Annotated in this window: 25 protein-coding genes; 10 read left to right on the forward strand and 15 right to left on the reverse strand. The window is 35.6% G+C overall.

Annotation, left to right across the window (positions count from 1 at the left end):
• Positions 1–134: 134 nt before the first annotated feature.
• A complete protein-coding gene (locus tag DN408_RS30050) occupies positions 135–323 on the forward strand; it encodes a DUF4017 family protein (protein ID WP_002012993.1) in 189 nt (62 codons plus the stop codon).
• A gap of 129 nt (positions 324–452) precedes the next feature.
• Here DN408_RS30050 and ppaC read toward each other — a convergent pair whose 3' ends face one another.
• From ppaC to DN408_RS30070, 4 genes are all read right to left on the reverse strand, one after another.
• A complete protein-coding gene (gene ppaC, locus DN408_RS30055) occupies positions 453–1,382 on the reverse strand; it encodes a manganese-dependent inorganic pyrophosphatase (protein ID WP_002032629.1) in 930 nt (309 codons plus the stop codon).
• 151 nt (positions 1,383–1,533) lie between these two features.
• A complete protein-coding gene (locus tag DN408_RS30060) occupies positions 1,534–2,199 on the reverse strand; it encodes a lytic polysaccharide monooxygenase (protein WP_063226209.1) in 666 nt (221 codons plus the stop codon).
• 437 nt (positions 2,200–2,636) lie between these two features.
• Positions 2,637–3,152, reverse strand: a complete 516-nt coding sequence (locus DN408_RS30065; protein WP_002168219.1) for a DinB family protein — start codon at positions 3,150–3,152, stop codon at positions 2,637–2,639.
• Positions 3,153–3,407: 255 nt separating this feature from the next.
• Positions 3,408–3,911 (reverse strand): GNAT family N-acetyltransferase, encoded by a 504-nt coding sequence (locus DN408_RS30070; RefSeq protein ID WP_048516846.1) that lies wholly within the window; start codon positions 3,909–3,911, stop codon positions 3,408–3,410.
• A gap of 105 nt (positions 3,912–4,016) precedes the next feature.
• Between DN408_RS30070 and DN408_RS30075 the strand changes: the two genes are divergently transcribed.
• Positions 4,017–4,658, forward strand: coding sequence for an HD domain-containing protein (locus DN408_RS30075; protein WP_003189790.1), 642 nt, complete (start codon positions 4,017–4,019; stop codon positions 4,656–4,658).
• Between the two features lies 1 nt (position 4,659).
• Positions 4,660–4,932: a P-loop NTPase family protein gene (locus tag DN408_RS30080; RefSeq protein ID WP_033713265.1), complete on the forward strand. Its 273-nt coding sequence runs from the start codon at positions 4,660–4,662 to the stop codon at positions 4,930–4,932.
• A 54-nt stretch (positions 4,933–4,986) separates the two neighbouring features.
• Here the strand turns inward: DN408_RS30080 and DN408_RS30085 are convergent, their stop codons facing one another.
• From DN408_RS30085 to DN408_RS30115, 7 genes are all read right to left on the reverse strand, one after another.
• Positions 4,987–5,352, reverse strand: coding sequence for a carboxymuconolactone decarboxylase family protein (locus tag DN408_RS30085; RefSeq protein ID WP_002168216.1), 366 nt, complete (start codon positions 5,350–5,352; stop codon positions 4,987–4,989).
• A gap of 126 nt (positions 5,353–5,478) precedes the next feature.
• A complete protein-coding gene (locus DN408_RS30090) occupies positions 5,479–6,969 on the reverse strand; it encodes an alanine/glycine:cation symporter family protein (RefSeq protein ID WP_016127119.1) in 1,491 nt (496 codons plus the stop codon).
• Positions 6,970–7,101: 132 nt separating this feature from the next.
• On the reverse strand, positions 7,102–8,586 hold the full coding sequence (locus tag DN408_RS30095) for an aldehyde dehydrogenase family protein (protein ID WP_002032614.1): 1,485 nt from the start codon (positions 8,584–8,586) through the stop codon (positions 7,102–7,104).
• A gap of 18 nt (positions 8,587–8,604) precedes the next feature.
• Positions 8,605–9,501, reverse strand: a complete 897-nt coding sequence (dapA, locus tag DN408_RS30100) for a 4-hydroxy-tetrahydrodipicolinate synthase (protein WP_002127763.1) — start codon at positions 9,499–9,501, stop codon at positions 8,605–8,607.
• A gap of 22 nt (positions 9,502–9,523) precedes the next feature.
• Positions 9,524–10,465 carry a proline racemase family protein gene (locus tag DN408_RS30105; protein WP_016120361.1) on the reverse strand — a complete coding sequence of 314 codons (942 nt, stop codon included), beginning with the start codon at positions 10,463–10,465 and terminating at the stop codon, positions 9,524–9,526.
• Positions 10,462–11,499: a proline racemase family protein gene (locus DN408_RS30110; RefSeq protein WP_001257535.1), complete on the reverse strand. Its 1,038-nt coding sequence runs from the start codon at positions 11,497–11,499 to the stop codon at positions 10,462–10,464. The genes DN408_RS30105 and DN408_RS30110 overlap by 4 nt, the downstream gene beginning before the upstream one ends.
• A complete protein-coding gene (locus tag DN408_RS30115) occupies positions 11,496–12,671 on the reverse strand; it encodes an NAD(P)/FAD-dependent oxidoreductase (RefSeq protein ID WP_147740507.1) in 1,176 nt (391 codons plus the stop codon). The genes DN408_RS30110 and DN408_RS30115 overlap by 4 nt, the downstream gene beginning before the upstream one ends.
• A gap of 182 nt (positions 12,672–12,853) precedes the next feature.
• Between DN408_RS30115 and DN408_RS30120 the strand changes: the two genes are divergently transcribed.
• The 4 genes from DN408_RS30120 (at position 12,854) to DN408_RS30135 (ending at position 16,421) form a co-directional block, all read left to right on the forward strand.
• Entirely contained in the window at positions 12,854–14,515 is a 1,662-nt protein-coding gene (locus tag DN408_RS30120) for a sigma-54 interaction domain-containing protein (RefSeq protein ID WP_147740508.1), read from the forward strand.
• Between the two features lie 73 nt (positions 14,516–14,588).
• Positions 14,589–14,864 carry a (2Fe-2S)-binding protein gene (locus tag DN408_RS30125; protein WP_003189776.1) on the forward strand — a complete coding sequence of 92 codons (276 nt, stop codon included), beginning with the start codon at positions 14,589–14,591 and terminating at the stop codon, positions 14,862–14,864.
• Positions 14,857–15,189: a (2Fe-2S)-binding protein gene (locus DN408_RS30130; protein ID WP_033713751.1), complete on the forward strand. Its 333-nt coding sequence runs from the start codon at positions 14,857–14,859 to the stop codon at positions 15,187–15,189. Before DN408_RS30125 ends, DN408_RS30130 begins: the two co-directional genes overlap by 8 nt.
• Positions 15,186–16,421 carry an NAD(P)/FAD-dependent oxidoreductase gene (locus DN408_RS30135; protein WP_002127769.1) on the forward strand — a complete coding sequence of 412 codons (1,236 nt, stop codon included), beginning with the start codon at positions 15,186–15,188 and terminating at the stop codon, positions 16,419–16,421. Before DN408_RS30130 ends, DN408_RS30135 begins: the two co-directional genes overlap by 4 nt.
• A 24-nt stretch (positions 16,422–16,445) precedes the next feature.
• Here the strand turns inward: DN408_RS30135 and DN408_RS30140 are convergent, their stop codons facing one another.
• The gene (locus tag DN408_RS30140) at positions 16,446–16,754 is read right to left on the reverse strand and encodes a YxcD family protein (protein WP_002127770.1); all 309 of its coding nucleotides are present in this window, start codon (positions 16,752–16,754) and stop codon (positions 16,446–16,448) included.
• A complete protein-coding gene (locus DN408_RS30145; protein ID WP_002032604.1) occupies positions 16,742–17,191 on the reverse strand; it encodes a hypothetical protein in 450 nt (149 codons plus the stop codon). The genes DN408_RS30140 and DN408_RS30145 overlap by 13 nt, the downstream gene beginning before the upstream one ends.
• A 257-nt stretch (positions 17,192–17,448) precedes the next feature.
• On the opposite strand from DN408_RS30145, the gene DN408_RS30150 reads away from it, so the two are divergent.
• Both DN408_RS30150 and uptA read left to right on the forward strand, forming a co-directional pair.
• Positions 17,449–18,213, forward strand: a complete 765-nt coding sequence (locus tag DN408_RS30150) for a DUF1836 domain-containing protein (protein ID WP_016127125.1) — start codon at positions 17,449–17,451, stop codon at positions 18,211–18,213.
• A 232-nt stretch (positions 18,214–18,445) separates the two neighbouring features.
• Positions 18,446–19,051: an undecaprenyl phosphate transporter UptA gene (uptA, locus tag DN408_RS30155; protein ID WP_002032601.1), complete on the forward strand. Its 606-nt coding sequence runs from the start codon at positions 18,446–18,448 to the stop codon at positions 19,049–19,051.
• Positions 19,052–19,086: 35 nt separating this feature from the next.
• Here uptA and DN408_RS30160 read toward each other — a convergent pair whose 3' ends face one another.
• Positions 19,087–19,578, reverse strand: a complete 492-nt coding sequence (locus DN408_RS30160) for a DinB family protein (protein ID WP_003189773.1) — start codon at positions 19,576–19,578, stop codon at positions 19,087–19,089.
• A gap of 148 nt (positions 19,579–19,726) precedes the next feature.
• Between DN408_RS30160 and DN408_RS30165 the strand changes: the two genes are divergently transcribed.
• On the forward strand, positions 19,727–19,951 hold the full coding sequence (locus tag DN408_RS30165; protein ID WP_078179085.1) for a hypothetical protein: 225 nt from the start codon (positions 19,727–19,729) through the stop codon (positions 19,949–19,951).
• 47 nt (positions 19,952–19,998) lie between these two features.
• Here DN408_RS30165 and dltD read toward each other — a convergent pair whose 3' ends face one another.
• Positions 19,999–21,180 (reverse strand): D-alanyl-lipoteichoic acid biosynthesis protein DltD, encoded by a 1,182-nt coding sequence (dltD, locus tag DN408_RS30170; RefSeq protein WP_002127775.1) that lies wholly within the window; start codon positions 21,178–21,180, stop codon positions 19,999–20,001.
• Between the last annotated feature and the right edge of the window lie 100 nt (positions 21,181–21,280).

Raw genomic sequence — 21,280 nt, forward strand, 5'->3', positions numbered from 1 at the left:
CTTTCATACAGCATGCAGACTCCTCATCCTTTAGTGAATTTGTAAAGATTTCGTAAAATCAAGTACACTTAATCTCCCAATCTCTATTCAATAGCACAATATATAAATATAGTATAAAAAGGAGGTGAACAACTATGAAAAATATACTCCCAGCATTATTAGCTTATATTATTGTTTGTATCATCGCGATTATCATTCCAGCATCTGAGGGCTATAATACTGTAGGTTGGAAATTCTTTGTTGGGCAAGCGTACGCAATACCTATTTTCATTATTGCAGCTATTATCACATTTTATATAAATAAGAAACGATCTTATGAATAAATGATAAGAAGGATAGCTATTGCTATCCTTTTTTATTTCCATCCAATAGGCTCTTCTGTAATTTTATAATAAAAAGGACAAGTAGCCAATATGACTACTTGTCCTTTCTTTTATCCATACTCAATAATATTAAGCTTGGAATGTTTCTGTTAATACAGGAACGATTTGTTTTTTACGAGATACAACACCTTTTAAAGTAGCTGTGTTGTTTTGTAATGTTACGTTGTAAGCTTTCTCAACAACGTTTGTTGCTTTACCAATCGCAAGACCAACAGAATCGTTAGTTAAGATATCAGTTACAACGAATAAGAATAGGTCCAAACCTTTTTCTTCTACTACTGTAGTGATAACTTTTTCAAGTTCTGCTTGGTGTACAAGAACGTCGTTTGTATCAACAGCGTTTACTTGTGCGATTTCAACTTTCGCGTTACCCATTTGGAATTCTTTAGCGTCAAGAGAGATTAATTGCTCCATTGTTTTTCCGCTTAAATCAGCACCAGCTTTTAACATTTCTAAGCCGTAGCTATCTGCATCTACACCAGCGATTTCCGCTAATTCACGAGCTGCTGCTACGTCTTGTTCTGTGCAAGTTGGAGATTTGAATAGTAAAGAATCTGAAATGATTGCAGATAACATTAAACCAGCAACTTCTTTACGAATTGTAACGCCATTTTCTTTGTACATTTTGTTTAAGATTGTAGCTGTACATCCAACTGGCTCACAACGGTAGTAAATAGGATCGCTTGTTTCAAAGTTAGCAATACGGTGATGGTCAATAACTTCTAACACACGAACAGATTCGATATCGTTAGCACTTTGTTGACGCTCGTTATGGTCAACTAAAATAACGTTGTCCACTTCGTTTGCTACTGTCTCAACAAAACGCGGTCCTTCTACTTTAAAAGAGTCTAACGCAAATTGAGTTTCACCACTGATTTCGCCTAAACGTACAGGCTCAGCATTCATTCCTAATTCTTTTTTCAATTCTGCATAAGCAATCGCAGAACAAATTGCATCTGTATCTGGGTTTTTATGCCCGAAAACTAGTACTTTTTCCATGTTTTCCACCTCTTCATGAAAAGGATATCTTAAAGAAGCAAATATGACAATATTTTAGACACATTTTTTTATAAATAATTGCAGTTTCTTCTATATTTTTCATAAAAAAAATCATCTAAAATGAATTAGATGATCAAAATGTATATTTAATTTAAAATAGTTTAGGAACTTGCACTACATTGTTAAAAGCAAAATTGGAATTTAAACCATTATTCACAAGGTTCACATCAATAACTTGATAAAACGCATTTCCAGTGTCCGCAATCTCCCAAACAGCTAAAATAAGATGGTAGCCATTACGGTCAGTTGGTACATTTGCTTCATGCGTTACTGTTGTCCCCGGTCTAACTCCGCCATCATTTTTTACATAGAACGGCACTAAATCTAAACTAGACCTTGTTAAAGGCATATTTGGATTCCAATCCTTCTTTGTAATGTAGTATTTCCATTCTTTCGTACTATGAGGAGCGGTTAGTTTCCACTTGAATGTATTCATCCCGCCGTTTAACGTAACTTTCTTCCACCTATCAACTGCTTGAACGTCTAAAGCAGGAAAATGGCCAGCTCCTGCGATTTGTCCATCAGAAGGTCCTAATTGCGGAAAACCCCCTATTCCTTCTACACTTTGTGGTTCATATTGAACTGGACCGCAATTTACATTTACCCCTTGCTTACATAAATAAGATCGGCTCGCTGGTGATTCTACATACCCATGTGCTGAAGCCTTTTCTGAAAATCCAAATGTTAATACCCCCGTAAGTAATATCCCGCCACTTAATATAACCTTCTTCACCTTTTGTAAACTTGTCTTTTTCATTCTTTCATCCCCTTCCCAAAAATGAAATGAAAATAACTATAGTTGCCTAGTCATCTTCTCTACATCCATTATAAGTGGAAGAGTATTACTAAAAGAACCCTCTAAAAACTTTCTCAAATTCTTCTAGCTACAAAAATATCAATTCTTCACGCATTTTAATTACCAGTTATCAAATCTATTATTTATTTTGTCGTTTTACTGTTAAATACTTATAACACCGTCTGAAAATACAAACGGCGTTAAAGTAGTTAATAATTACTTACAATTATATATCACAGTGTAGCTTCGAAAAAAGTTTGATTACATTAACTCTATAAACCTAGATAAAATAATACAAAGAAAAAGTGTGTTTTGAAAAAGATTGATCTAAACACGCTTTAAATATACTCAATTAAACCATTCGTTTATAAATAAATTACGAAATTGGCAAAGGTAGTCTAGTTATCAAATAGCCCTCTCCCTCTCAGATTTGCGGAAACTGGCTCCTTTCCTATCTCACGTGCCCATATAGATAACTGGCCGATATGGTGGATTTCATGGACAATGACATGACGTATTATCTCTCCGTGTGTACATTCAATGACTCGGCGCCTAATTGGGGCGTCTCTAGAGCTAATCGGTTCTTCATTGAAATCAGTTTCTGAAAGTTTCCGAGAATCCATTTCATTTGTCCAAGAGGTCACAAATGGCTTCACTTTCTCGTGGTATTGATCCGAAAGATTTTTCACTTTTTGCAAGCTAGCATAATCTTCAAACAATGGCTCCTCAGGCACTGGTTCACCTCGCAAACCTAAGATCCACATATATTCCACATCTACAATGTGAAATAGGGTATGTAGTATACTGCCGAACCCACCGACCCGTTTCTTTACCAGTTCTTCAGCCGACATGTCTTCGCACAATGTAAACCAATCATCACGAACTTGCCAGTTATATTGAAACAGTTTCAACATCACAGCAACCTCCATCTTTTAGATTAACATTTAATATTCACCAAAAGACTTCAAAATTCCTATTTAAATAATACCTCTTATAAACCTATTAAAACCTTATACAAATTGGCCCTCAAATTGAACATTCAATATAAAGTTAATGAATGAAAAGAAAACCCCTATTATACAGGGGTTTATCAATCTTTTTATAAATCAATACTCAGACCTAATAACAACTTTGTGGTTTGAAAATATCCCTCTTTTTAAATAAAAATACTAAATCATTTTATAATAAATAACCGTTGCATCTAACTCACCATTCGGAGAAATTGCATACCCCGGTATTTTACCGGATTCTTGAAAGCCTAATGACTTGTACAATCTATTGGAAGAATCCCCTTCTCTAGTATCTAATACTAAAAGAGATCTGTTTTCTCGCTTTGCCCGTTCTTCTGCTTTTTGCATAAGTAAACGCCCAATACCATTTCGTCTATAATTCGGATGAGTCATTAACTTGCAAATTTCAGCTCTATGTATCCCATTAGGCTTTGTAACTAAATGTAATTGAATACTCCCTGCCACTTCATTGTTTATTTTAGCAACATACAATATCACTTCTGGTGCTAATACAGTTTGCCAATAATTTGTTGCTTCTTTTTGTTCCAGTGGAGGTAAAAAACCAATTGACGCCCCATCATTTACTACAGTTTTCAACAGTTCAGAAAGCTCTTCAATGTCTTCATCAAGTCGTTTAATTTCTTCTATTACTATACTTCGCATTCCTTTTCCCCCTTTTGTTTCATTGTAACAACTTTTAAAGAAGGAATAATGAAATTCTAAGATGAAATTATTAAATATATGATTTTTTAAAGAAAGGATACCTATATGAAATATATATTAGATAGGACATATGCAAGAGAATTACTCCAGTGGGCATATGAACAAAACCCAGGTCCGTGGTTCGATCATTCACGTAATGTTGCCCTTGCAACTGAAAAGATAGTTGTTGAACTTATTAATAATGGGTACGACCTAGATGCTGATATAGCATACAACGCTGCCCTCCTGCATGACATAGGAAGATATAAAGGTTTTACTAAATCTGTTATTCATTCCTATGATGGTTATATGTATATGAATGATTTAGGGTATACAGGAAACGCCATTATATGTGTGACGCATTCATTTCCTTGCAAAAATGAGCATTTAGATATCGCGGCAGAGTGGAGCATTGTTCCTGATTATATGGAAAGCCGATTAATTGAAATATTGAATGAAAACAGTGACTACGACTTATACAATAAGGTGATTACCCTTTGTGACGCACTTGCTGATGCGGAAGGCTTTACTACTCTTGAAAAAAGATTGGTTTCAGTTGGTTTACGTCATGGCACAACCTCTCATACTTCTTTACATTGGAAGGGATTCTATGCAATTAAGAAAGAATTAGAATCTTTAATTGGTAAGAGCATATACACACTTCTCCCTAATATAGAGACATCGATTTATAAAAATATAGAATATTAAAATGGGATTTGACTTGATAGAACATAAAGGTAACTTTGATTTTGGATATGAAGATATTGCGGGTATATCTCGGAAATGTAAATTTTCTAATTGTTCGCATACAAATGAACCACACTGTGCAGTAAAAAAAGCTATCTCTGACGGCATACTTTCTGAAGAAATATTTAATAGTTTTTATAGAAATTTAAACGAGGCACACTATGTTTCTAAACAGAGTAATAAAACAAAAGCTATCGACTATATGAAACAATTGAAACTCTTTCAAAAAAATTAGACTAAACTAGAAAGTCCCCCTTAAAAGAATATTTTAAGGAGGGCTTTTTCTTGTTTAATGATTTTGATGTTTCAATTCCACCAGACATTCTTGTACTAAGGTTACTGCCTGACTCATTGCAGCTCCCCCAGCAAACGCGGCTGAAACACCACAAGCTTCTAAAATTTCTTTATCAGAACATCCTTGGTCAATACAGCCCTTCGTATGATAAATCGTACAATATTCGTCTTGTGTTGCTAAACTAATCCCTAATGCAATGAGCTGCTTTTCTCTTTTAGTTAATGTACCCTCCTGAAAACATGCTTGTGTAAAAGCGTTATATGTTTCTGCAATTTCAGGGATTTGTTGCGTAAAATTCCCTATACCTTCTTTATAATCAAGTAATACATCATTTATAGAGCCATATTGTTGATTTTCCATCGTATATCCTCCATTCATTTTATTCACACTTACTTTAGTATGAGATAAAATAAAGGACATATACAAATATTTACTTTAAAAAAATAGAACGAATTTTCAGTTTATTTCACTTTTAAATTTGCACATCTACAGTTTCAGCCCATTATCTACTGACACTTTTTCTTTAGAATTTTTCCTTTCAACCTCTTTACTTCTTTCTTCCCAAAATGTTAAACCTTCAATTCCCACATTTTTAGGATCAAACACTGGATCTTTCCCTTCTTTTTTCTGCGTTTCATAGTCTTTTAACACTTTTAATGCCGTTTTACTTAATAATAGAATCGCGATTAAGTTTAACCATGCCATACTACCGATTCCTAAATCTCCAAGGTTCCATAATAGCGAAGCTGATTCTACGCTACCGATGTAAACCATAATTAAAAACCCAATTTTCAAAACTGGTTTTAACCAGCTATATTTGAGGTCACGATCTAAATAAGTGATTGTCGTTTCAGCGATATAGTAGTACGCGAGTAAAGTTGTAAATGCAAAAAAGAAGATTGCGATTGAAATAAATAATGGACCAAATCCTGTCATAACAGTTTCAACTGCTTGTTGTGTATAGATTGGACCTGCATCTACATTTCCCATATTCTTTACAATAGCGCTTTTCCCTTCAGGTATTACATTATACATACCTGTTATTAATATCATAAGAGCTGTCGCTGTACATACTACAATTGTATCAATATATACAGAAAACGCTTGAACTAGCCCTTGTTTTGCAGGATGAGATACTTCAGCAGCGGCAGAGCTATACGTTGCTTCTCCAACACCAGCAACATTTGAAAATACAGCACGCTTTACACCCCATGCAATAGCTGCGCCGACGATGCCGCCAAACATTTCATTTACACCAAAAGCACTTGAGAAAATTAAAGCAAACATACTTGGAATTTCCGTTACATTCGCAATTAATACGATACATGTAACAATTACATAACCAATTGCCATAAATGGAACTAGCATTTGAGAAACGCCCGCAATTCTCTTTACGCCACCAAAAATGATAGCTGCTAATAATACGACTAACAATATACCAGTTATATATTTGCTAATACCATTTGAATTTTCAAATCCAACTGCGATACTACTCGATTGAATACCTGGTAATAAAACGCCATATGATAGTGTTACAACGACCGCTACAATGACCGCAAACCATTTCATTTTCAAGCCTTTCTCAATGAAATATGGCGTACCACCACGGTATTCATTGCCTACTTTACTTTTATATACTTGTGCTAATGTTGATTCAACAAATGCACTAGCTGCTCCTAATAATGCCATCACCCACATCCAAAATACAGCTCCAGGTCCGCCGAAAGCGATAGCTGTCGCTACTCCTGCGATATTACCAATTCCAACCCTACCTGATAACGCCAAACAAAATGCTTGAAAGGATGATATCCCAGTCTCCGAGCTCTTCCCTTCAAATAATAGTTTAATCATCTCCTTAAAATAGCGAATTTGTAAAAAACGAGTTGCAATTGTGAAATACACTCCTGCTCCTAATGCAAAAACAACTAAGCCAATACTCCAAACTTGCCCTACTAACCATTCTACTAATTTCTCCATCCAAATCCCCCTTATAATTCTTTTAAAAAAGTAATTTTATATATAAGAAAACGGACAACTATTATTAAACCTTCCAGTTGTCCGCATCTCTCATTATTTCATCCCTCTATTTATTAACAGTTAGACTCTCTATTACTTTATATTTACCCAAACACTTTTCACTTCTGTATAGTTATCAAGGGCGTATGAACCTAATTCACGTCCGATACCAGATTGCTTATATCCGCCAAATGGTGCAGCTGCATTTTCTAAGTTATAATCATTAATCCACACTGTTCCTGCCTTTAATTTATTGGCAACTTGATGTCCGGTTTTAATATTTTGTGTCCATACGCCCGCAGCAAGCCCGTAAGACGAGCGATTTGCTCTTTCAATTACTTCTTCTGTCGAATCGAACGGGAGTACAACGACAACTGGTCCGAAAATTTCTTCCTTAACGATTGTCATATCGTCTGTAACATTTGTGAATACTGTTGGCTGTACAAAATAACCTTTTTCAAATGCACGTTTACCACCAGCTGCAACAGTAGCACCTTCAGATTTTCCTTGTTCAATGTAATTTAGCACACGCTCTTGTTGTTTTTTAGATACGAGCGGTCCCATTTCAGTTTCCGCCTCCATACCTGCCCCTAGCTTCACGTTATTTGCCATTTTCACAAGTTCATTTACTACTATTTCATAATGCTTCCGATGAACGAAAACTCGAGATCCTGCGCTACAATTTTGACCATGATTATACATAATGCCTTGGAACGCACCGTTAATCGCTTCTTCTAAGTCAGCGTCTTCTAAAATGATGTTTGGTGACTTACCACCAAGTTCTAACGTTACATGTTTAATTGTTTCTGCAGATTGACGCATAATATATTTCCCTGTAACTGTTGAACCTGTGAAAGCTACTTTATCAATATCATGATGGTTTACAATTGCCGATCCTGCTTCAGGACCGAAACCTGGTACAAAGTTTACGACACCGTTTGGAAAACCAGCTTCTTTAAAAAGCTTCGCTGTATATAGTAAAGATAAAGGTGTTTGCTCTGCTGGTTTTAATACAATCGTACAACCCGTCGCAAGAGCGGCTCCCATTTTCCAAGAAGACATAACGAGCGGAAAATTCCACGGGATAATTTGACCTACAACGCCAACCGGTTCATGGCGTGTGTAATTTAAATAGTCTTTTGAAATTGGAATGGTTTGACCAATAATTTTTGTAGCCCATCCCGCGTAATAGCGGTAATTTTCTACAGTCGCTGAAATATCATCATCAAGTGCTACTTGATATGGTTTTCCATTATCTAAAGCTTCCAGCTGTGCTAATTCTTCTCTATGCTCTTCAATTAAATCTGCTAATTTATAAATAAGGTGTGCTCTTTCAGCAGTAGTCATCTCTGCCCACGGGCCTGATTCAAAAGCAAATCTTGCCGCTTTTACTGCGACATCAACATCTTCTTCTTGCGCTTCACATACGACTGCTAGAACATCTTCTGTTGCTGGATTGTATGTTTCAAACGTCTTTCCACTTATTGAAGAAACAAATTCACCATTAATAAACATTTTAATTTCTTCATTTAAAAACGCTTTCACTTTTGGTTTCAGCTCAATGTTTGTCGTTAACATATATACTCTCCTCCTTATTTAAACAGCTGCATGAGCTGCAATTTCTAGTAAAATAGCTTGAAGCTTTTGATCTTCTTCTTCAGTTAATCCTAATCTCGGATAACGTGAAGGTCCTCCGACTTGCCCATGTAATTCCATTGAACGTTTAACGATTTGCACATACTTTCCTGATCCTTCAAGAAACTCACAAAGAGGTAAAATAGCATCGTTCATTTCCCACGCTTTTTCTAATTCACCATTTTGAAAATGCTCATACATTTTCGTAACGAGTCCTGGAACGATATTTCCGGCTACTGAAACCCATCCCGATGCACCAACTAAATAAGATTCCATAACTAAATCTTCAGATCCGCAGAAGACTTGGAAAGCACCTTCACCTTGTCTTACTAAATCTCTCGCTTTTCGAATATCTCCGCTAGATTCTTTAATATGTGTAACATTTTTACACTCTTTTCCAATACGGAGCATTAACTCTGTGCTCATATCAACACCAGAAGTAAATGGGTTATTGTATAGCATAATTGGTATATTTACAGCGTTTGAGATTTCTTTAAAATGAAAATAAATCTCCTCTTCCTTCGGTTTACAATAGTAAGAGTTTATAATTAATGCGCAATCCGCTCCGTGCGCTTCTGCATGTTTCGTATATTCAATCGTTTCTTTCGTCGTCTCTGCAGCAGTTCCAACAATGACAGGAATACGGCCATCAACTTCTTTTAATACTGTTTCTACCATGTTAAATCGTTCTTCTTTTGATAAACTAACAAATTCCCCTGTACTTCCATTAATAATAATTCCAGCTACCTTTTGCTCAATAAAGTAGTTTACGTTTTGTTTTACGCCTTTCCAATCAATCTCTTGAAATTCATCCATCGGTGTTATTAATACTGGAAATGCCCCTTTAATTTTTTGCATCTTTATCTCTCCCTTTAACATATTATTTTAATAAGAAACCTGTTGGAAACGGATCAGTAGGATCTAATATAAATGTTTGCATACCTGTAATAAACCCTCTACTTTCAAATCGAAAAATGTATCCGAGTTCTTCTTTCTTCACTTTTTCTACTGTTATAAAGCTGTTAAAAATACTTTCATTTCTAAAAGGTTTATCCGCTATATAATCATTTTTAAATAATGTATGAACATAAGACACAATAGTAGAAACAAAACCTGGTGAACGTACTATAAAGTTATCTTCATGAAATGTAATCGACTTTATATGGTTCTTTTCTTTTTGCATAGAATCTACTAAAATAAGTCTTTTTATTAATGACTGTTTTTGTATAGTTTGAAGTGTAGCTTCACCCCATTTTTTTAATTTAGAGATGTTTTCAATACTGATTTCTGGCGAATACGTATCTTTTTCTACAACTGCATATACTTTATCTGCCTGTATGAGAGAGTAACTTATATTACCAATCTTTAAATTTTTCTCAATCATATAACATAGTTTGCTTTCAATCGAAACAGATACAACTTCATCATTCTCTACATATGCATCGACTGAAAATATGCCAGATAGCGTTTCGATTTTGTATTGATTAGACTCTCTCTTTTTTAAATACCCGCTTTCTAGTAACATCGTTATTACTGCGACAATGCCTCCGTAATGAAGAGGAATGGATCCTTCATGATTAAAAAACAATACAGCTGCATCCACTTCATTATGAATAGAAGGAACGACAATACATCCATTTAAACCGATAAAACCACGTGGTTCATTTAATAAAAGCTTCATTTCTTCTGCTAATTCACCTGAAAATTGTTCATTTAATTGCTCCAAACTGTAATAGTATTTGCATGGTACGTCTTTCATTACACGAAACGCCTCGCCATTTACGTGTACGTCTACTGCTGTATACATTTTTTGAATGTTCATTTTACATCCTCCGTTTCATGTTCCATCGGCGGAATTAGCAAAAAGCCTTCTTTAAGTGGATCCTTTTCATTGTAAAAAAATCTATGCATACCCATAAGCCAAGCTGATCCCGTAATTTTCGTTACTACAGCTTCAATATTTTCTACATATGTTGTATTCATAACACACCCTTTAAATAAAGAACCTACAATACTCTCATGAACAAATTCTTCATCGATATCAATTTTTTTATGAGCATATAATACAGCTAACTTCGCTGATGTTCCTGTGCCGCATGGAGATCGATCAATTCCTCCTGGCGGAACAACAACTGTATTTTTCACATGCGCACTTTCATGAGTAGGATCTGTATAAAATTCAACATGTGTTAATCCTCTTATAAACGAATACTCTGGATGAATGATTTCAAACTTCTCATTAATTGTATTTCTAATATGAATAGCCTTATCAATGATTGTAGATGCGTTTTCTGGTACTAACTCTAAACCTACTGACTTCGCATCGATAATGGCATAAAAATTCCCTCCATACGCAATATCAGCCTCTACAGTTCCAATTTCTTCGACGTGTACAGAAATATTTTTCAGTAAAAAAGCTGGTATGTTACAGAAGGAGACTTCTTTCGCTTTCCCATCTTGAACAGAAATATCTACTTCAACTAAGCCAGCTGGTGTATCTAGCTTTAAAGAAGTAACCGGTTCAATTACTGGAATTAAACCTGATTCAACTAAAGCTGTACATACACCGATTGTATCGTGGCCACACATCGGCAAATATCCACCTGTCTCTATGTATATAACACCTATATCAGCTTCAGGATGACACGGATCTGTTAATAGTGCTCCTGACATTACATCATGACCACGTGGCTCATTCATTAACAATTTACGAATCCAGTCATACTCCTTTTTCATATGTAACATCTTCTCTGCCATCGTCTCCCCAATTAACTTAGGAAGTCCGCTAATTAATGTCCTCGTTGGATTCCCGCCCGTATGTGTATCAATCGTCGTAAAGACTCTTTGTGACCTCATCCGTTTAACACCCTTTCTGTAAAACGACTCAAACGAAGTTGTTCAATAGGAATGATTGTTTCTTTGTCATTTAATAACTCTTCAATTACTTTCCCGGTTACTGCTGCAAGACTAATTCCATCACCTTCATGTCCTGCTGCTATAAAGTAGTTCGGAATATGTTCCACTCGTGAAATTATCGGCAAATGATCTTCTGTCCACGGGCGTAATCCAGCATATGAACGAATCACCATCATATCTGCCATTTTCGGATAAAAACGAATTGCTCTATTCGCAATACATTTAATAACCTCGTTATTTATCTTCGTATGAAAACCTACAAACTCTCTACTACTACCAATTAAAAAATTTTGGCTTTCTGTCGGTTCAAATACAAGTGCCACCCCATACTTTTCAGTTAAAGCATCCACTTTTCGTTTTCCACCAAATTTAGAAATTAAATAACCAAATTCCATTACTTTACGGCAGCCAACGTGTTGTTGCCTTGAAGCTACAATAATATGTCCCTTTCTCGGTTCAATTGGGATATTCACATCTAACATCTGTCCGATTTTAGGAGCCCACACACCGGCTGCGTTCACAACTTGCTTCGCAGTAAACGTTCCATTTGTCGTTTCTACAATAAAGGAACCGTCTATATCTATTTTTATTTCTTTCACTTCTGTATGATTAAAAGCTTTCGTACCAAATTTCTTCGATTCTGCAAGAAGTGAAAAAGCAAGAAGATATGGATTTACAGTCGAATCAGTTGCGCATTCTAAACCACCTAATAAATCATCCGCAAAAAATGGTGATTCCTCTCTTATATCTTGCCTATCAAGCATTCGAAATGGTAAACCAGCCTCTTTTTGACGATTTACCCATTGCTGCGCTGCCTCCATCTCTTCGTCTGATTCACAAACGAGAATGCTTCCTGGCGCCCTATATTCAAATGAGTGTGCCAACTCTTCACTTAATTCAGTTACTAATTTTTGACTTACTAACGACATTTGACTATCAAATCCTGGGTCTTTATCAATAGCCAAAATGTTCCCGTCACACCGTGAAGACGTCCCACTGACAAATTCTCCTTTTTCGATGATTGTTACGTCTCTTCCATATTTTGATGTGTAATACGCGATAGAACAGCCTATAATACCACCGCCTATTATTAAAACGTCACAGTGTCTCACATAGCACCCCTCCTTTCTCCTAAATCTCTCACTTTCTATTTATGCAATTGGTGTGCCAACTCTACATACAGAACTATTTATATGAAATAATTTTTATTTGTAAAAATATTTTAAATTTATCGTAAATAGGTGTATTATTTTTTTATCACTGTCTAAATTTTTATACATAATAGGAGGGCAATATGGCATTTTCATTCCCAACAATAAAAGAGTTAATAAAAATTTTGTCAATTGATTGTACAAGTATCGTTAAGCGCATGAAACAGGTAGGTGAAAAATTTTATTACCTCCATTCACCTACTGAGGAATGGAGGTGCACAGTTATATATGAAGATGACTCTTTCACTACTTTAATCGACGCATTTTCTCATGAACTAGCCGTTGTCATCATTAAAGAAAATCAAGAGCCTTTATGCTGTATAACTGCTCAGCAAATGATTCCTTTTCTTTATAAGTATTACAATGAACTACTAGCTTTTTATAACACTGTTATTCAAACGTCTGATTCTTCTGTTACAGTCATCGACGATAAAGAATGCGTTCGTACTTGGACAGATGGCGCTGAAAAGATTTTTTCAGTGAACCATAATGAAATTATCGAACAACCCATCACCCGTTTTTTTGATTATAAAGATTTAGAAATTTTGCAATCATTACATGACGGAAAAAGCATAATTGCTCAGTTCCATCAACCACGTCCAGATTTGTTCGTATTAATTAATTCAAACCCAGTTTATTGCAACGATAAAATTATTGGAGCAGTCGTTTCAGAAACGGATGTTACAAATCAAGTCGTATTAAATGAAAAACTATTTAATATGTCGCATGAAATGCACCGTTTAGAACAAGAAGTAGCAAAATATAAAGATTCATCCGATCCTTTCCTTGCGATGAATGTAAAAAGCCCTGTTATACAAAGAACGATTCAATTAGCTAGAAAGGTTTGTTCAGTGAAATCCACGGTTTTAATACTCGGAGAAAGCGGAGTTGGAAAAGAAGTGTTTGCGAAAGCAATTCATGAAGCAAGTGAGACAGCAAATGCCCCTTTCATTTCAATTAACTGCGGCGCAATCCCAGAAGCGTTATTTGAAAGTGAATTATTTGGTTACGAGCGCGGGGCTTTTTCTGGTGCAAATAGTAAAGGTAAGAAAGGTAAAATAGAACTCGCACAAGGTGGTACTTTGTTCCTCGATGAAATAGGTGAAATGCCGCTCGATATGCAAGTGAAGCTTTTACGTGTACTGCAAGAACGAAAGTATTACCGAGTTGGCGGAGAAAAAGAAATAAATATTGATTTCCGCATTATCGCTGCTACAAACCGTGATTTACAAGAAGAAATGAGAAAAGGAACTTTCCGAGAAGATTTATACTATCGCTTAAATGTAGTTAGCTTGCTTATTCCACCGCTGCGCGAAAGACGAGAGGATATTATCGAATTGACGTACTCCTTTTTAAACGATTTTTCAATAAACTATAACAGGCCTATTCGAGACTTACCTTCAAATATTATGCATGAACTACTTCATTACAATTGGCCTGGTAATATTCGCGAGCTCCGAAACGTAGTTGAAAGACTCGTCGTATTTGCGACAGACGGCATTATTAAACAAGAATATTTACCATTTCATACAAATGAAACTTTAGACAATCATACAGCCCAATCCCTATTACTCAGCAACAATAATACGATTCTTTCTTTACAAGAAGAAATGGATGAGCACGAGAAAAAGGTAATTGAAAGAGCTTTACGCATTTTAGATGGTAATAAATTAGAATGTGCGAAACAACTTGGCGTAACGAGGGCCACTTTATATAACCGTTTAAAAAGACTAGGGTTACAATAACCCCTCTCCTCCTCTATATTGGCATAGTTTTTGCATAATAATTTATGTAAACCGAACTAGAGGAGGAATACATATGACGAATAAAGAGAACTTAATTGTTTGTCGTTGTGAAGAAGTTACATACGGACAACTTCAATCGACAATTGCTGAATATAATTGCTCAGCTCGTGAGCTAAAACTAAGAACACGTGCTGGTATGGGTTTTTGCGGCGGTAGAACATGTAGAATGACGATAGAACGAATGGTAGAAAATGCGAATCCTAACATATCCCAAAATGAAATTCCATTAAAATATCAACCACCCGTGCGTGCAGTTACTTTTGGAGCGGTAGGTGAAAATCATGAGTAGAATTACAAATCACCCTATTTTAGGTAATTTAAATAATAATCAGCACATCACTTTTCAATTTAACGGTCAACAATACGAAGCATATGAACATGAAACGATAGCGGCCGCTCTACTTGCAAACGGAATAAGAACGTTAAGAGTACATGAAGATAGCGGAACTCCGCGAGGTATTTATTGTAATATCGGGCATTGTTCTGAATGCCGCGTGACTGTAAACAATCAAACGAATGTACGAGCTTGCTTAACTGTAGTTGAAAACGATATGGTTGTTGACAGCGGAAAACAGCATCCAAATATCGTGAGAGAGATGGTGAAAAAGCGATGATCGATGTAATTATTATTGGTGCAGGACCAGCAGGATTATCAGCTTCCATCTCTTGTGCACGTTTTGGACTTAACGTACTTGTTATTGATGAATTTATGAAGCCGGGCGGGAGATTGTTAGGACAGTTGCATCAAGAGCCTACTGGGGAATGGTGGAACGGAATAGAAGAATCAAAACGTCTTCACGAAGAAGCAAAATCCCTTTCAGTCGATATTCGGTGCGGTGTTTCCGTATATAATTTAGATAAAGATGAGAGTTGTTGGTTCGTGCATACAAATATCGGTACGTTAGAAGCACCGTTCGTACTAATTGCTACTGGGGCTGCGGAGTATTCTATTCCCCTACCCGGTTGGACACTTCCAGGGGTTATGTCAATTGGCGCAGCTCAAGTTATGACAAATGTTCACCGCGTTCAAGTTGGTAAAAAGGGAATCATTATCGGTGCTAATATTTTGTCATTCGCCATTTTAAACGAATTGCAATTAGCTGGCATCACAGTGGATCATATTGTAATCCCTGAAAAAAGCGAGTTAAGCCAAAAGGCCGGTGAACCAGAAGAAGTTTTAAAATCGCTCTTAAATGCGGCTCACCTCGCCCCATCTCCCTTCCTACGTATAGGTAGCCGTTTTATGAAATATGATTGGATTCGAAAAGCTGGATTAACATTTTATCCAAATAGCGGCATGAAAATAAACGGGACGCCGCTTCATCTTCGTAAAGCTGCACTTGAAATTATCGGTACAGATCAAGTAGAGGGTGTACGTGTTGCTAACATTGACTCTAAAGGGAATATTATTAACGGATCAGAAAAGATCTATGAGGCAGACTTCGTTTGTATAGCCGGAGGTTTATATCCGCTTGCTGAGCTTGCCGCTGTAGCAGGATGCCCTTTCCATTACATTCCAGAATTAGGCGGACATGTTCCACTTCATTCAGAAGAAATGGAAACCCCTCTTCCAGGTTTATTTGTAGCTGGAAATATTACTGGTATTGAAAGCGGAAAAATCGCGATGGTGCAAGGGACAGTTGCAGGTCTATCTGTCGCTAAACATGCAAGTGAGAAACTTGACGTAGTCGACCAACAATTACAACAAGCAATTCAAAACGTTCACTCTGTTCGTCAAAAAGCAGCGATTCAATTTAATCCAATGATTGATGTTGGTAGACGGAAGATGAATGAACTTTGGCGTGATTATTCTTCTACATATGCACATACTAAAAAGAGCTGCTGAGATTACTCTCAACAGCTCTTTTCACTACTCGTCCGAGTTATTAAATTTCGCTAATGCGTAGATGCCTTCTTCATCATCTAATTCAAGTTGCAATCTTGCTGCAAATGAATTGACGTTGTATTCTCGATCAAGCAACAAGCGTAGTGCTTCGATTAAGTTTGCTTGAATTAAAATTTGCTGGCGACCATTTACCTCTACTTCTGCAGAGAAACCGTAGTCATCATCATACATTAGTTCAACTGAAACTTCTTCTGGACCAACTTGTCGTTTTTCAGCGATATATACGCAAAGTGCATTTATAAGTTCTTGTTCAGAAATTTTTATTGTTTCCATGCTACTTCATCTGCCTTTTTCTTACGTTGATCTTTGAAGTATTTAAATGCACGAACTGCTAACATTACGATACCAGCCATTACTAACATATTTACCATAAACGCTAATACAGAACCAAGTGCTCCCATATTTGCAAATAAGCTACCCATTAGTAAACCACCAAGACCACCTAGTAATAGGCCTTTCATAAAGCCACCTTTATTACTTTTTGGCGCTGTGTTTGTTGCTTTTGTTTTTGAATCAGTTGTCGTTTTTTGTGAATTCACATTAGAATCTTTTTTGTTTAAATCAACTTTTGACTTTTGACCTGAACTTGGTGTATATGATTTTTTACCAGATTTGTAACTTTTCGCTGCCGCATGATCTACGAACATAAAGCTACTAGCCCCAAAGATAACCATGAATGCTGTCATTACTGCTACAAGTTTTTTCAACATATTATATCCATTCTCCTTTTATATAGATATATGTGAAATCTATCTTTCTAGTAAATTCAGAATGATAGATTTATTTTAAAACCATTTTAAAGGTTCTTATGAACTTATTATATGAACTTTTGTCGAAATATGCAAGCATTATTTACTTACGACAATTTCATGACATAGGAAAAATTAAGCAAAACGGAATTGACTTTAAATGAAACAAAACATATTATAAGTTCATAAGAACTTTTTATAATTTTGGAGGTGAAAAGATGGAAACATTTCATCTCACACGAAACGAAATGGCAACGCTCCTTCTATCACTAAGAGGATGGAATACGAAGAAGCCTCTCGGCATTTTACAAGAAGCTTGGGCAAAGTCACATAAAAAAGATATTGAAAGCGGACAAAGCGTTACTGCTTTTATTACAACCGCACTTTCACCTATTTTTGAAAAATTGATTAAGATTGACGATACGGATGTCGGTTTTTCTTTAAATGAAATAGTTGCGCTTGGCAATCAGATTGAAAACACGAGTTTCTCTGTAACTGCTATGCAAAACTGGGTGAAACGAGATATAAAAGAAATGATTGGCTCCCCTCAAAAAGGGAAGAAATACTCAATCGAACAAGCAGCATTACTATTCATTGTCGAAGATTTAAAAACAGCGCTTGATTTTGAATCTATTCGCAAACTATTACGACTCATCGTAAATGACCCGGCCGATCGAAGTGATGACTTAATCAATCCTGTTCATTTGTACGGAGCATACTCTTCTCTATTTGAAGAACTCAATCAAGGGAATTGCTTACAATTAAATGCAACAGACACAATCCATACAATTGAAAATATCGTGAAAGAAAGAGCTGATAAAATTGCAAGCAATTTCGATCAGGTTAACAACGAACAACGCGAAGCAATTCGTAACGCCATTATTATCGCCACCCTTTCTGTACATACCGCATATGTACAAATGTTAGCGAAACGTTACGTAACAGCAACTTTATTTTTACAAAATTTAGAAGTGAAACCGTAAAAAATAGGAGCAGAAATGCTTCTATTTTTTTATGAGAAATTTTTAATAATCTTTTCATTATCTCTTCATGAAAACTGGGCTTATATCCTTTACTATAATACTTATGAGAGACATAAAAGAATTGAAATGGCAATCCCCTATATAAATAAGGTATAATCTACATATAGTGAACCTTTTATATTGTTAAATAAAGGGGCTTATATTCAAAATTCATAAATTAGAAGGTGCAACAATGTTAAGTAGTTTTATTCATTCAGTATTAACATTTTTTGAGGGATTAGGTTATTGGGGCATAATGCTTGGACTTATGATTGAAATTATTCCAAGTGAGATTGTCCTTGCTTATGCGGGATACTTAGTATTCAATGGTAGTATCTCATTTGTAGGCGCAGTTATATTCGGTACAATTGGTGGTGTTATTGCCCAAATCTTTGTTTACTGGATTGGTCGATATGGTGGTCGCCCTGTATTAGAACGTTACGGTAAGTATATTTTCATACATAAAAAACAAATGGATGCTGCTGAAGATTGGTTTAATCGTTACGGAACTGGCGTAATTTTCACTGCACGTTTCATTCCTATCGTTCGTCATGCGATATCAATTCCTGCTGGTATTACAAAAATGCCATTACTACGTTTCACTACATTAACAGCACTTGCGATCATCCCTTGGTCTATCATTTTCATTTATTTAGGTGAGAAACTAGGTGAAAATTGGGAGAATATTAACGATATTGCTGGACCGTATGTGAAATCGTTCGCTATCGGTGGTGTTGTACTTATACTTTTATATTTCGTAATAAAAAAGTGGACAAAAAAACGTAAAAATCTTGCTTAAGATTATAATAAAAACCGCTATAAATTCATGTAGAATTATAGCGGTTTTTTATTATAGGCTTGTTTATATATTATAAATTGCATTATTTCTTCTTTATGCTTTAAGTCATGCTGAATGAGTGATGGAAAATAATCGTTTAACCTCACTCTTTTTGTGCCGAATTGATAGTCACCATTAAAATTCTGGGCAGGAATTTGATTAATTTGATCAACTAATTGTTTACGAGTAAAGCTGAATTGATCTAATAGTTCTTCTTTTGAAATACCGGATCTCGCATATTTTATTGCACCCTCATTCATTTCCTCAACACCTGTTGGAACATTGGATACAGATTGTCCGCTTATAAAGTATGGAATTCTAAACTTCATTAAAAACTCATCCCAAACGATTAAATGTGAAATCACATCCGCGGTTCCCCATGAACCTTTTCTAAAAGGTTTAAACCATACATCATTAGTTACATACTTCAACGTTTGGCACCAATCTATTAGACTTAACTTTTTTTCTAGAATACTTTCTTTCTCCATAATTCATTCCTTCCTCTTTCACACTAATAATCGATTCATATATAACTTCTAGACATTACATAAAAACCCCTCCAGTCTAAGATTTACATGGATAAGCAACAATTCCACTATAAAATACGTATAGTAACTCAAAAAGGATTGATTCCCTATGCATTGGCAGCAAAAAGCACCATACTTAATCGGACGCCCTGTTGGTGTTTCTCTCATTAATGGGCAAGGGACATCCGGCGTTTTATGCGGCGTTCAAAATAATCAATTATTTGTTTATGAATACCTTTACCAAGCCCAGTTCGCCATGAAACATTATGACTTTAGACAAATTCAAGATATACACGCCTTTCCAAATTGCCCACACCAAAATCCTCTATACTAAAAAACAGGAACGGCTTTATTGCCATTCCTGTTTCTATTGTTTATGCATTATTTTTCAGAGTAAAACTTCTGCACTGCTTCATCAAAATAGATCCATCCTTTCCAGCCTAAATGAATCGTATCTTTTAAGAAATACTTATCATATTCATGGCTAGAAAAATCGACTACTGGGTATCCTGCTTTCTCAACTTGATCGCGAACCTTATTGTAATACACATCACGACGTTCTTTTGGGAAACCAGCGTAATCATACCACGGTCCGTTTACAGGCACAGAAATAAAGAGTGGTTTTACATTTTTTTCTTTGAAAAGATCTAAAACAATTTGTAAGTCATCATATTCTGGTGAATCATCATACGATTCATTTGCTCTAAAGTTTTTTAAACCTTTTAATTTTTTCTTTAAATTATGTTTATAATAATATGGATTTTCAATTCCGAATGTATTTGTTGTGGATCCTACTTTACCTTCTTGTTCCGCATGTTTACGTGCATCTTCCCAAGAAAGCGAACGTAATCCCATATTTGTTTCCTCTTTCATCGGTTCGATCTTAAATAGAGAGTTAAATAAATCTCGATGATCTAAAATGTTCCGGTACATATACGCTAGCGGTTTAGCTAGTCCAGCTTTTATGTTATGTTTTGTATCGTTATATACAATACTTTCTAGCGAACTACTTAATATCGCATCCTTACGAACAACTTTATAATCTAGTAAACGTTTCGCGATTTTTTTCTTCATTTCAGGCTTTATTTCGTCATTAAAAATAAAGTGATAGGCTTGTTGTTTGGAGAAATTATTTGTAAAATCCCCTTGTGATACACCGGTTTTTGTAAACCATTGTGGTGAAAGAACAAAGACTACCTTTTTACCTTCTAATTCATCCATTGTAGACGTCATATTTAATATATGAGCCAAGCTTTGCGTACCACCAGTCCCTATTAAAAATGGAGTAAAACCTGCTGGATTTACTCTAAAATAGTTAGATGGATGATATGCATCCATTCGTAAAAACTCTGATGAACCATACATCGGTAAATACTGCGAATTCTCTAACATTTTCTGTTGCAAGAAAACACTTTGTAATTTCTCTTTTTGTAAGGAAGTTGCTGCATCTTCTATCTTTTTATCGCTTATTAGTGACACTAAACTCTTAGATGGAATAAGCAATACAATGAAAAAGAGTACACAGGCTAAAATAATTGGTCCGAAAGCATGCTTCATCTTCATCGTTTATTCCTCTTTCTATTGCTAATAAATTGTAACCCTTGTTTATGACACGTCATCATTTTTCTCCTTTTTTCTATACATGTCCCATTCTATTTATCTA

The organism is Bacillus sp. AR13-1, from assembly GCF_008042285.1.
Lineage (GTDB): Bacteria > Bacillota > Bacilli > Bacillales > Bacillaceae_G > Bacillus_A > Bacillus_A mycoides.